An 11,857-nucleotide genomic window follows, 5' to 3' on the forward strand; every position below is an offset into this window, starting at 1 on the left:
GGGGGGTGGTCTATTGACCGCTTACGTTTATTCCGTGAAAGCGAACCTTTGTCCTAGGCCTCGCTCCTCCGCGGCTTTGACCACCCATGAAGCCACGGCGAGGTCCAGAACCCCTAATCCAAAGGGGCTGAACACCCGCAAGGTCGGTGTCGGAAAGACTGGTTGTTCGAGCCGGCCCTCGATTAACTCTGCCAGCGTACCGGCAATGAAATGGTGATGGCCAGCTTCAATCGCCGCCTTGTGCAGAGAGGTGCTCTCTCGGCAAACATGGTCCACATCGTCGACCAGGTTCCAACATTTATGAATCGCCTCAGCCGTAAAGTCTCGTAGAGAGACGTGGAGCACCACCGCACCCGGCTTGAAGCTCGCCGCATCGTCGAGGTAAGGACGCGAGGCGGTCGTTGCAATAGATACCAGGTCGGCGTGTGCAATGGCTTCGGGTAGCCGGGAGGCTATGGTGACTTCGCATCGCGGCATGATCTGGCCGACTTCATTCGCTAAGCTATGCGCGGCCAAGCCGTCTGGATCAAAGAGGACTATAGACTCGATACTGGGCATCAGCGCGCCAACGAACCCGGCTATCTCTTGGTTGATCCGGCCACCGCCTAGAAATGCCATTGTTCTTGGCGGACTGGATTCGCAGAGCCAGCCAGCTGCGAGGACAGCGCTGGCCGCCGTCCGTTTTGCGCTAATGAGGGCGCCTTCCAGCATGGCTATCGGAACGCCGGTTCGCATGTCGTTCAACACGATGACTGCAGAGGCACGCGGTAGCCCGTTTCGCACATTGCCGGGAAATGACGAAATCCACTTGACACCTGCGACGTTGAACTCCTCTCCAAGGTAGGCTGGCAAGGCGATAATACGGTTGACATCACTGTGCGGAAACCGGAGGAAGACGGAATGGGGCAGGCTAGTGTGCTTGCGCGAATGCGCAAGGTAGGCAAACTTGACAACTTCTACCAGTTCACGCTCACGGGATGCGAGCAAAGCAGCAATCTCGCGCGAGCTGAGGATGATCACGGTGTTGCCACGGCACTGCGTTCACCGTCCTCTTGTAGTAGGCCATTGCGCCGCGCCCACTCATCTGAAAAGATGGTGTCAAGGTAGCGTTCACCACGGTCGGGAAACAACAGTACGCAGGTGAGTCGGCCTGACAGTGATTGGCCGCGCTCCATGTATGCCGCCGTCACTGCCCCGGATGAACCGCCGACTAGCAGCGCTTCTTTCAAGAGCACTGTCCGACAGCCAGCAACGCACTGTGCATCACTGACTCGAACGAGGTCGTAGCGGTTAGGCTCTTTCATCAACGGCGGGATCACGGCTGCACCCATGCCAGGCAGCAGTCGCGTGCCCGATGGTTTGGCGAAGATAGAACTGGCGACCGAGTCGACAGCGATAATTCGAGTGGGGAGGCCCTGCTCGTCAATATAACGAGCGCAGCCGACCAGCGTGCCACAAGTGCTGACAGAGCAAATGATCAGGTCGGGAGGGTAAGTAAGCGCCTGCACAATCTCATGCATGGTGATTTCGTGTGCCGCTGGGTTGTCGGCATTGGCGTACTGGTTCGGCCAGTAGCTGTTGGGGACAATTCGCAGCAATTCCTGGACGCGTCTTAGTCGCTGCTCAAGGAGACTGCGGGCTGAGTTCCCGCCCAACGTCACGACCTCAACTTCGGCGCCCTGCAGTTGCATCAGCCGTAGATGGGTAGAAGTTGCGCGCTCATCGGTCACACAGATGAAGTGCAGGCCTAATCGGGAACATATTTGGGCCAAGCCGACACCCATGTTGCCTGAGCTAGATTCGACAACCGTGCCGCCAACTGCTAGTTCACCGCGTTGCATAGCTCCGGCGATCATGGCCATCGCCGAGCGATCCTTAGAACTGCCACCAGGGTTGAAGCCCTCGACCTTGGCATACAACTCGTGCAGGGGAGTTAGCGCCAACCGATCCAGACGTACTAGAGGCGTATTGCCGATTGTGGCCAGAACGCCAGGCAGTGGCGCAGTCACAGGATGACTTGTACCCATATTTCGCTCCCCTTCCTTGTTCAAACGCTTTCGAAATAGCGCTCCAATTCCCAATCTGTAACAGATGAATTGAACTCCGCAACCTCGAACCTCGCATGCTCCGAGTAGTGATGAACAACTTGCTCGCCGAAACAATTGCGTGTGAAGTCGCTTTGTTCAAAATGACGGATGGCATGCTCCAACGCGGTCGGCAGGACTTCCTCTTGAGCCTGAGCATAGGCATCACCTTCGCATCGCGGTCCAGGATCCAGTCGTCGCCGCAGGCCCTCCTCAGTCGCAGCCAGTACGGCAGCCAGTAGTAGATGCGGGTTGGCATCGGCGCCAGGAACACGGAACTCGAAACGCCGAGCGTCCGTGCCGTCACCGCAGACGCGGCAGGTGGTGGTGCGGTTGTCTATGCCCCAGGTTCTCCCATTGCCCGCGAATTGTTTGCTGGCCGTGCGGCGATATGAATTGATGGTGGGCGCATACCAAAGCATCAGGTCAGGAAGATGAGTAAGAACACCACCGATGGCGTGGCGCAATAGAGGGTTGGTGTCAACCGAGCCTTCGCGCAGCAGGTTGAGTCCGTTTGCATCGTGTAGCGAGCAATGCACGTGGCAGGAAGACCCGACGTCGGCCGCAGAGGGCCGAGCCATGAAACTTGCGCTAAGGCCAAAGGCATGCGCGATGTCTTTGCAGGCCATCTTCAAAAGGCATTGGCGGTCCGCCATCTCCATCGGATTGTGATGATGGATGTTGATTTCCCATTGCCCACGGCCCCACTCGGAACGTGAGAAGGCGACTTCAATCCCGCTTTCGATCAGGCTGCTGCGCAATTGCCTGAAAAACGGCTCGAGCGAATTGGTGGCACGGTTGATCAGGTCTTGGGACCGAACACCGGGCGTTGGCTTCAGTTCACGCCAGGATCGGCTCCGGCTGGACTCATAGTCGCCCTCGAACAGGAAGAACTCTAACTCCGTCCCGACCTGGGCAAAGCGGCCGGCACTCGCAAGCGCTGCCTGCTGACGCCTGAGGATGGTCCGCGGCGCGATTGATATCTCGTTCTTACCGCCTATCTCAAACAGATCTCCGAATGCAAAGGCCGTACCGTCAAGCCACGCCAGCCGGCGTAGAGTCGCAAGGTCGGGCACGAGCCGAATGTCGTGCCAACCGGTGTGATAGCCGGTGAAGGAGACCTGCATGCCGACAGACTGCGAGAAATCCCATCCCAGCGCGCATGAAGACACGTTGGTACCGACCTCCAGAACACGAAGGAATTCCTGTGACGACAGCCGCTTGCCGAACGGCCGCCCTTGCAGGTCGATGCTCGCAACAATAACTGTATGGATGTGGCCTGAGTCGAGCAACTCCCGGGCTTGATTCTCGCCGTTTCCCATGGGCGAGTTACCGCCAGAGCGAAAGCTTTGAGGTCATAGGGTTGACTAACACCTTCTCTCCGAACACGATAACGGCCAGTGGGTCGCCCGCAGAATCCTTATGCACTCTCATGAGAAGACTAGATTCAACGGCACTGTCCTGCAGCCTGTTCAGTTCGCCGACCTTGGCTTTCATCACAATCAGCGAAAGCGCGGAGATATTGGCATGGCACCATCCGCTTGCGTCTTCGAATTCGAGCAGGTGCATGTGCACGACATCTTCGGCTTTCGCGCTCCCGCCTAACGCCAACGCTGCGTTAGCAGCTGCCTCTAAGAGAAGCTGCTCATCTGAATTCTTGCGCAGCGCGAGGGTAAACTTGTGCGTCGTAGCTTCGCCACTCATAACGTTACGCCTTCGGCTGACAAGTTTGACGTGGGAGCCAGCGCCGCCACCTGTTCAGCTTGACCAGCGACCAAAACGGCGTAGTACTCGAGTTCTTCCGAAGCACTGGCCTTGGTGCGTTGCAGTTGCTCGACATAGGTGTCGCCGGTCATGGTCTGTGTGAAGTCGACAAGCATCAGCCCCTGTGAACGGGCACTCTCACGCGAGTCGCGCAACTGCTGCTGCGAGCATCTAACGACGCGCAGCGGCGTGTTGCTCTGCTTCAGCTGGGCTCCCATGCCGACGCAGGCATGTGCCAAACCGTTGACGACTACACCGAATGGCTTGTCGCCATCGACCATTGCAAGTATCGAGTACATAGTGCCCCTATCGTCAAGCAACCTTTTTACACACAAAGAAATACGCCTCGTGTTCGTGCACTGTCGGCCGAAATGGAATATGCGGCGGGTCGGTCCACCGGCGTTTGACGCTGTCGATCACGCGCAGTCCTTTCGGCAACAGTCGCTCGACGTCGCCGTGTTCGAAAAAGCGGAACAGCGTATTGTTGAAGAGATACGCATTCTCCCCTACCCTCTCGCCCTCACCAAAGGCCGCGTCGCCTGGGGTAAAGACATTGAAGCCATAGAGCCCGCCAAGCCGGAGGATGCGCCTCGCTTCAGCCATGCCCTCCGCTGGGTCGACGATCTGGGGCAAGGCGTCATAGCACTGCACCACATCGAATTGATCGCTGCTCAGCGGCGTACAGCTCATGTCGCTCTTCAGTAAAGTGGGCAGGGAAATGTTCTCATCCTGACAGCGCTTGGCAATGCGCTGCAGTGCCGTGGCGGACATGTCAATGCAAGCAACCGTGCACGGGCGCATGAGCCAAGGCCAGAGGTTCCGGCCATCGCCGCAACCCATGTCAGCCACATGAGGCGAATTAATTGAACCTACCCTTCGCTGTAGGTCGAGCACCGCCGCATCCGGCTCGTCCTTCCAGGCTGCAGCACTAGCATTAACGTAATAGGATTCCCAGCCTGAATAGACATCCATTACCGCCTCTCCCGAATTCATTTATGACAGTACTATGACGCTGCCGAATCATCCTGGACGACGCGGAGGCCGCAATGCTCGAACCTATCAGCAGGATCGTCGGCCGCTCGCAAGAAGGTCGCCGGGGCGCCCACATCATGGTACCAACCGCCTCCCCTGTCAACACGCCTCAAGCCCTGCTCACCAGTGAACTCTGGGAATCGGCCGCCTCGCCTCGCAACGATTTCTAGGTCTGCAATATCGATAAAGCAATTGGCACACCACTCCCACACGTTGCCCGCCATATCAAGTGCGCCACAGGGCGAAGCGCCACCTGGGTACATGCCGACCGGTGTTGTCATGCCAGGTCCAGACTCCCAGCTGTTCAACAGCGAAGGGTTCCAGTCGTCGCCCCAAGGGTAACGATACTTGCGGTCGCTGGAGGCATCCCAACTGGCCGCTTTTTCCCACTCCAACTCAGTTGGCAGACGAATGCCAGGAAAGCGTTGCGATGCCCACCGGCAGAAGATGTCCGCCTCGAACCAGCTGATGCCGACGGCTGGATGCTCGGCCAGCGACGCCCCGTCTGCCGCTTCAACAAACAAGGCTGGCGCCTGCAATGCTGGGTCGAAGTGACTATAGATGCGGTTAGTAATGGCGACCCGGCCGATGCGGAACTTAGGTAGGTCCGCACGCAAGCTGACGCAAACCCAGGGTGGCTTCAGCGGGTCGTCCGCTGCAGCCCCGAGTTCGAATGGGCCGGCCGGCACCTCGCACCAATACGGCAGCCTATCCGAACCGAGATCAATCGGATCGAACAAGTCGTCTGGCGGCGGAGGGATGTGCTTGAATAGATCGGCCAACAAAGTGCTGACTCGACTGCCGCCCGAGCGCAAGCATGCTTGTCGAATGAAGTGGAGGTCACCTCTCGGGATAGCGCTTCCCATCGCCTCGTGGTAGGTACGCAGCACGCCAATGAGTTCATTGGGTGCAAGCAGGCTCTCCAACTGCTCAAACAGTGTCTGACGCTGGTGCATGTCGGTGGTGTCGGGCAGTTGCAGGATCTGCAACGCGGTGACCGAATCAACATGACTGACTTCGGCCAGTGCCCGCAAAGCGAGTCCTGGCGGGCCGCGGAGCAGTTCAAGAACGTATCGCGAAGGTAGCGCTGACATCCCTGCGTAGAAGACGAGCACCTCGGCCCATTGCGGATCGTCCACACGATCACGAACAAACTCTTCGATTTCTACCAACGAAAGGCTGCTCAGCGCCCGAGCGCAGAGATATTCTCTAAAACCGCGATGTAGGTAGCGAAAGGCACGCCTTAATGCGTCGACCGGTAGCAGCAGGCCCGTGTTGGAAGTGAGCTCCGCTAGATAGTCGCGCGCGCCTTGCCAACCTGCTTGTCGCAAGGCAGGGCCGGAGGATGACACTAGTAGCGATTCGATCTGCCGCCCCGTATAGACCTCAGATGGTGCCCGCGAATCGGCTGCATGCAGGTCATAGCTGAGCTGCGCCAGGATGCCTTCTGCAGCTTCTGGATTGCGCATACCGCGACCGCCCCTATGTCGTCCTTCGAGAAGCATCTGCACGGCGGTCTCGAACAGGGCTGAGCGCTTGTCCAGGGTCACGCCCAATTCGCCCTCCTCCTCATTGGCCAGAAGCCCAAGCAGCGACAACGTAAGCGGCATGCCGGCTAGGTCACGCAGGTCGGGATTTCCAGCGATGCTGCGCAGCAAGAAAGCGCAGCGGACCGGGCCACAAATCGGCAGGAGCAGGCTTCTTTGCTGGTCGTGCCGGAAGGGGGCAATTTCCCAGACCGAGAACTCCGGCGCAGCTCGAAAACCGACCTTGCGTGATGCGACGATGGCGACGTTCCCTTCATGACGAGCCAACTGGCTCAATAGGCGGAGCAGCAATTCGTCACGGCGAAACTCTGTAACCTCGTCAAATCCGTCGAGCAGTAGGACGAGCCGGCCTTCGTCCAGATACCGGGAGACCACGCTCCACATGCCCTGAATAGACAGTCCTTTGCCGAGTGCTTCTACCGCGTCCTCCAAAGACCAGGAGACATCACGGATGTGACTAGCCTCGAACTCCGCGAGCGACAGCAGAACCGGAAGCTCGCCCGAGCCTTCACGTGCTAAAGCACCCAGCCTCGCAGCTTCCATCTGTAGCATGGTCGTCTTACCACTTCCCGGATCGCCAAGCACGAAAGCGCGGCGCGTGCGGCGCTTGCGGATCAAATCGGCCAAAGTTAGCTTCTCTCTGAGCGCGAGCGGGGACAGGTCGCGCTGGTATCCGGAGCTAAGTCGGGGTAACGCGCCAGCGGTATCGCGAATGCAAATGTCAACGGCGACCGAAGGTAGCGCGACACCGACCGGGAGAATTGGTGAGGTCTTGCTTTGCCATGCGTCGACAAGACTGCCGGCAAAGGTGCGAACCATCTTTGCTGCTTGGTCGAGTGGCGCTGGCCGAGGGCGCAGCTCACTAGTGCCTTGCAGGGGCCTGCCCGACTCGCGAGTAAAGGCTAACGTCAGCCCAATGCGGTGGCACAGCCGCGCCATCCGCTCCAGCGGCGTGCCATAAAATCTGCCGCTGGCGCTTCGGCGATCACCTACTTCGCGCGTGAGGCCAACGACAAAAAGGCCGGCCTCCTCCTGCTCGTGTGAAAAAATACAAACGGGTGCACCGGAGATACCACGGAGTTGCTCGTGCGTGAAGACCTCCGCTGCCAATTCCAGCATGTCGATGCGATCGGCAGCTGCATCATCCGAGCGCAGTGATTCCACACCGGCCACCCGCCCCCAAAGATTTGAGAACTGCGTCCGCATTCCGCTGGCACATCCGCGAACCAAGAAAGTGGCGCGCGACAACTCTTCCAAGTCCCACATTGCGCAGGGCAAAGGTTCGAGCAAAGGATCCTCTGATAACTCAAGGATAGCGATATCGCCACCGGTCAAGTAGGAGTCAACACCAACCACACACCTAACCCCGACCGTGCGATGGTCAAAGCGCAGTCGCATGTCGGCGTCCTGGCCTAGCGCATGTGCTTCGGCCACACAATGATGGGCGGTGATCGCGAACTTTCGCTCGGCGTCCGAGGGATCGCGCAAGTCGATGAGAAAAGCCGTGCCCAAGCTAGCTAGGACTTCTTCTGCGACCGACGATGGGCCCAGCATCTCCGCACTTGCGGCCCGCAGTCGCTGTAGGTCGGTCAGCTCAGACATGGCCAGGCGAACCAGTCAGACCAGCACCTGGAAGCCGCCAGCCGGCCGCAGCTGGATCAAGGCAATCTGCTTATCGCCCCACAAGGGCCTTTTACGTTGCAGCGCACCGAGGGCTGCCTGCACGTCACTTTCCGCAGTAGCTTGGTTCCCTGAACCTTGGCGAACGTAGGCCAACGTTTCAACTGCAGTCGGAAAGCGCGCAGGCGATTCCTCATTGGCAGCCTTCAGCCAGAGCAGCACCTGCCACTCTAGTCGATCCTCAACGAGGCAGCCTGAGGACAACGTTGCCCCAAGGATCCGGAACGCGAATGTCAGCGCTGCGATATAGCCAGCCACGGGTAACACGTTTGCTCCAACTGCTGCCTGTAATGCAATCGGAATAACAGAGACAACTAATGAATTGATGTCTCGGGGCGCGTCTTCGACAATGGCCAGGCGAAAGGGTCCGATCTGGCGTGTCGATACACCAGTGGACGTACTCTGCGCCAGTCCGAAGTCTGCCAGGATGTTACATAGGCGCCAGGTAGAGGGTGCTTCCAGGATAGGCACTTCTGATGTGTCTGGGTGCGTTTCCTTCAAATACCCATTGACTGAGTCCGCAATCGATTGATCCAGTGACCGAAACATGAATTTCTCCCTATTGGTCAATTTGAAGCACTTTGCCATATCCGCCAATATGGTAGAAAGTGTCTGAGCAATCCTACGCGCTCGTCAATAGATTTAAGTTTTCTTCTAGGGAAGGTCTGCACAAATGAGTGCTGACTGCACGAGAGGTGCCTGAAGTGGCGATTGCGGCGGCAAACCGGCCTTTTTTGCGGATGGTTGGTCAGCAATCGCCCCATCCCGGTCCATTTGGACGCACTCATGCCAGGGCTATCAACAACTGCCAACGCGCCGTCCACAGGTTGGACAGCGCAAACAACGTATGGAACTGAGCCGTGTTTTTTGCCAAGCCGCGATAGCGGACTTCACGCGCCCGAACTGACGCTTATTGAGATTTCCGTAAATCATGACAACCGCTGAGCCATTCGTGCGTTGTAGCAATACTTGGCAAGTATTGGGTGCATGGCATGGTGACAAAGCGATTGGATGAAACGGTAAAGCGGCGCGTGCGTGCAGGGCGAATGCTGCTGACGAGCAAGACGCCAGCGCAGGTGGCACTCGCTGTAGGCGTGGCACGGCAGACCGTGTACACGTGGAAAGCGTTGCTCGATGAGGGTGGCATTGATGCCTTGCGAGCGATGCCTACGCGAGGCCGACCGGCACGCCTGGATGACGCCCAACTACAGGCACTGGCGCGCGCGTTGTTGGACAAGCCCACCGAGTACGGCTTTGGCACCGAACTGTGGACGCTCAAGCGCGTAGGCGTACTCATAGACGCCTGTACGGCGTCAAGTTTGGCCAGACGCAAATCTGGCGCATCCTGGGCGGCCTGGGGTTCTCCGTGCAAAAGCCTGAGCGCCGAGCCATCGAGCGAGACGAAGATGCTGTGCAGACCTGGAAGAGCAAGACATGGCCTGCGCTCAAAAAAAAGCCAAGCGTGAAGGCCGACTGATCGTCTTCATCGACGAGTCTGGCCTGAGCGAGAGGCCCACGCGGGTGCGCACCTGGGCGCCCAAGGGGCAGACGCCAGTCATCCAGTTCCACTTCAATTGGAACCACATCTCCGTCATCGCTGGGCTCAGTCGAACGAACTGCCTGTTTCGCCTGCACGAGGGCTCGATCAAGAAGGAACAGCACGTCGAGTTCCTCAAGGCGCTGCGTGCTCATTTGAAGCAACCACTGCTGATCATCTGGGACGAACTGAAGGCCCATCGCAGCAAGCTTGTGCGCGAGTACCTGGACTCCACCGACGGGGCCGTGCAGATGGCATTCCTGCCGCCGTACTCGCCGGACTTGAATCCTGTCGAGTTCCTGTGGGCCTGGCTCAAGCGCCATGCCTTGGCCAACTTCTGCCCAGCCAACCTTGACGAACTCAACGTCACCGCCCGCAACAAACTCAAGAGTGCGCAACAACGCCCCTCCATCATTGCGGCGTGCTGGGTTCAAGCAGGGCTCTGGTGATGTCGCCATTTAGGGAAAGCTCAATAATCACGCGGAACGGGTGCTCGACCTTGGCCCGGATCTGTGCCTTGACGCGCTCGATCTGATCGACCAGTTTGCCCTGCGGGCTGTCCTTGTCGAGTGCCCGCAAGCCTGGACGCATGGCAATTTGCCATTGCACTTCTGGCTTGGCGTCTGGCCGTTTGGCGCCCCCCTGGTAGCCCGCATCGCCGAAGGCGTTGACTTCGTCGGCCTTGCAAAACCACCACACCCCCGATGAATACAGGGCGAGTCGTGCAATCGGGGATGGTCAGAACTCTGGATTTTCGGTTCAATGGCACTCAGTTTCTGGGCGTTTTGAGAATCTGAACAGATGAGCACGCCCGACTTCTTTCGCGCCCGGCTGGACACCATGATCGACCTGCGCCACCCGCTGGCCGTGCTGGCCACACGGATGCCGTGGACCGAGATCGAGAAGTCCCGGGCGCCGTCGTTTGCACGCAAGGCGCGCACGGGCAGCATGAAGCTGGAAGCCGATATGTTCGGCCCCACCGCCGTCGTGGTTGCCGCGGTGGCCTTAGCGCTGCTGGACGCCCGCGTCTGCCCATCCGCCTGATGGTGGCGCTGCTGTACCTCAAGCACGCTTTCAACGAGAGCGATGAGTCGGTGGTCGAGCGCTGGAGCGAGAACTGCGTTTGGCTTCTTCAGCGGCCAGCAGTACTACGAGCCTCGCATACCCTGTGACCCCAGCCAGATCGGGCGCTTCAGACGTGTGCTCGGTAAGGCCGGGGTCGAGCAATTGCTCAAGACCACCATCGAGACGGCGGTGCGCATCCAGGCTGTCAAGAAGAGCGAGTTCGAGCGCGTCATCGTCGACACCACAGTGCAGGAGAAGGCCATCGCCCATCCGACGGACAGCCGCTTGCTGGAGGTCGCACGCGGACAACTGGCCGAGATGGCCAAGAAGCTGGGGCTGTTGCCCAAACAGACCTTTGAGCGAGAAGGCCAGACGCTGCGGCGCAGGGCTGGGGGCTACGCTCACGCTCGCCAGTTCAAGCGCCTGCGCACCCGCACGCGCTGTGACAATGGCTCAGGCACCTGCATTTGTGCCGATCAATCTGGCACCTGCAGCCGAGCCCATGGACCGTTCTACCCTCGCATCAGCCTCCGGTATTTGCATTGAGGTTCTGGCCACTCAATGGCGACGCTGCCTGCGCGCAGTGTTTGCGCGATTGGCTTAAGTGATCCGAATCGATGCAGCCTTGCTGGCCGTCGAACCATTGGACATGCGAGCAGGCACTGATACGGCACTGACCCGGGTGATAAAGGTCTTCGGCGCCGCTCACCCGGCCGACACCAAGCCCGAACTGCTGGCTGTGGCACCCAACCAGGTTTGGTCCTGGGACATCACCAAACTCAAAGGGCCAGCCAGTGGACGTGCTTCCACCTCTACGTGATCCTGAACACCTTCAGCCGCTTTGTCGTGTGCTGGATGTTGGCGCCGCGCGCGAGCGCCGAGCTGGCCCAGCAACTCATTGCCGAGACGGTCTCACGCCATGACGTGGCGCCTGGCACGCCGATCGAGGCGCCGCCATGCGCTCCAAACCGGTGGCGAGCTTGCTGATCGATCTGGATGTTGCCAAGAGCCATAGCCGACCTCACGTATCGGACGACAGGCTTCCATGAAATTACCGGCAACGTTCAGCACCATCGTGCCAGCCAACGCGACAAGTGAACGTCTCCTGTTGGAGAATACGCGGCAGCAACTTCCTTCGCGCAATGTCC

General features: G+C 59.0%; 8 protein-coding genes and 5 pseudogenes. 3 read left to right on the plus strand and 10 right to left on the minus strand.

What is annotated here, in order from left to right; genetic code table 11:
- Nucleotides 1–27: 27 nt before the first annotated feature.
- The 9 genes and pseudogenes from sbnB to LQ232_RS15415 form a co-directional block, all read right to left on the minus strand.
- On the minus strand, nucleotides 28–1,020 hold the full coding sequence (gene sbnB, locus LQ232_RS15375; RefSeq protein WP_230181219.1) for a 2,3-diaminopropionate biosynthesis protein SbnB: 993 nt from the start codon (nucleotides 1,018–1,020) through the stop codon (nucleotides 28–30).
- The gene (gene sbnA, locus LQ232_RS15380; RefSeq protein ID WP_230181220.1) at nucleotides 1,017–2,027 is read right to left on the minus strand and encodes a 2,3-diaminopropionate biosynthesis protein SbnA; all 1,011 of its coding nucleotides are present in this window, start codon (nucleotides 2,025–2,027) and stop codon (nucleotides 1,017–1,019) included. Before sbnA ends, sbnB begins: the two co-directional genes overlap by 4 nt.
- A gap of 20 nt (nucleotides 2,028–2,047) precedes the next feature.
- Nucleotides 2,048–3,406, minus strand: coding sequence for a glutamine synthetase family protein (locus tag LQ232_RS15385; RefSeq protein WP_230181221.1), 1,359 nt, complete (start codon nucleotides 3,404–3,406; stop codon nucleotides 2,048–2,050).
- A gap of 7 nt (nucleotides 3,407–3,413) precedes the next feature.
- Nucleotides 3,414–3,788 carry a DUF2000 family protein gene (locus LQ232_RS15390; RefSeq protein ID WP_230181222.1) on the minus strand — a complete coding sequence of 125 codons (375 nt, stop codon included), beginning with the start codon at nucleotides 3,786–3,788 and terminating at the stop codon, nucleotides 3,414–3,416.
- A complete protein-coding gene (locus LQ232_RS15395; protein ID WP_230181223.1) occupies nucleotides 3,785–4,129 on the minus strand; it encodes a DUF2000 family protein in 345 nt (114 codons plus the stop codon). Before LQ232_RS15395 ends, LQ232_RS15390 begins: the two co-directional genes overlap by 4 nt.
- Nucleotides 4,130–4,160: 31 nt before the next feature.
- Nucleotides 4,161–4,820, minus strand: a complete 660-nt coding sequence (locus LQ232_RS15400; protein ID WP_230181224.1) for a class I SAM-dependent methyltransferase — start codon at nucleotides 4,818–4,820, stop codon at nucleotides 4,161–4,163.
- 32 nt (nucleotides 4,821–4,852) lie between these two features.
- Complete coding sequence (locus LQ232_RS15405; protein WP_230181225.1) at nucleotides 4,853–8,029, minus strand: SUMF1/EgtB/PvdO family nonheme iron enzyme; 3,177 nt, start codon at nucleotides 8,027–8,029, stop codon at nucleotides 4,853–4,855.
- 15 nt (nucleotides 8,030–8,044) lie between these two features.
- On the minus strand, nucleotides 8,045–8,656 hold the full coding sequence (locus LQ232_RS15410; protein ID WP_230181226.1) for a hypothetical protein: 612 nt from the start codon (nucleotides 8,654–8,656) through the stop codon (nucleotides 8,045–8,047).
- 235 nt (nucleotides 8,657–8,891) lie between these two features.
- Nucleotides 8,892–9,019: pseudogene (locus tag LQ232_RS15415) on the minus strand (IS5/IS1182 family transposase); the annotation flags it as partial.
- Between the two features lie 80 nt (nucleotides 9,020–9,099).
- On the opposite strand from LQ232_RS15415, the pseudogene LQ232_RS15420 reads away from it, so the two are divergent.
- Nucleotides 9,100–10,093, plus strand: a pseudogene (locus tag LQ232_RS15420) (IS630 family transposase).
- A 25-nt stretch (nucleotides 10,094–10,118) separates the two neighbouring features.
- Here LQ232_RS15420 and LQ232_RS15425 read toward each other — a convergent pair.
- Nucleotides 10,119–10,319 (minus strand): annotated as a pseudogene (locus LQ232_RS15425) (IS5/IS1182 family transposase); the annotation flags it as partial.
- Between the two features lie 126 nt (nucleotides 10,320–10,445).
- On the opposite strand from LQ232_RS15425, the pseudogene LQ232_RS15430 reads away from it, so the two are divergent.
- Nucleotides 10,446–11,138 (plus strand): annotated as a pseudogene (locus tag LQ232_RS15430) (transposase); the annotation flags it as partial.
- Between the two features lie 277 nt (nucleotides 11,139–11,415).
- Nucleotides 11,416–11,746: pseudogene (locus LQ232_RS15435) on the plus strand (DDE-type integrase/transposase/recombinase); the annotation flags it as partial.
- Nucleotides 11,747–11,857 lie beyond the last annotated feature (111 nt).

It is taken from the genome of Aquabacterium sp. CECT 9606 (genome assembly GCF_918741295.1).
Lineage (GTDB): Bacteria > Pseudomonadota > Gammaproteobacteria > Burkholderiales > Burkholderiaceae_C > Aquabacterium.

Excerpts from the sequence above, each read along its gene's own strand:
- sbnA (WP_230181220.1), bottom strand. The coding sequence starts at position 2,027 with ATGGGTACAAGTCATCCTGTGACTGCGCCACTGCCTGGCGTTCTGGCC.
- LQ232_RS15385 (WP_230181221.1), bottom strand. The coding sequence starts at position 3,406 with ATGGGAAACGGCGAGAATCAAGCCCGGGAGTTGCTCGACTCAGGCCAC.
- LQ232_RS15390 (WP_230181222.1), bottom strand. The coding sequence starts at position 3,788 with ATGAGTGGCGAAGCTACGACGCACAAGTTTACCCTCGCGCTGCGCAAG.
- LQ232_RS15395 (WP_230181223.1), bottom strand. The coding sequence starts at position 4,129 with ATGGTCGATGGCGACAAGCCATTCGGTGTAGTCGTCAACGGTTTGGCA.
- LQ232_RS15400 (WP_230181224.1), bottom strand. The coding sequence starts at position 4,820 with ATGGATGTCTATTCAGGCTGGGAATCCTATTACGTTAATGCTAGTGCT.
- LQ232_RS15405 (WP_230181225.1), bottom strand. The coding sequence starts at position 8,029 with ATGTCTGAGCTGACCGACCTACAGCGACTGCGGGCCGCAAGTGCGGAG.
- LQ232_RS15410 (WP_230181226.1), bottom strand. The coding sequence starts at position 8,656 with ATGTTTCGGTCACTGGATCAATCGATTGCGGACTCAGTCAATGGGTAT.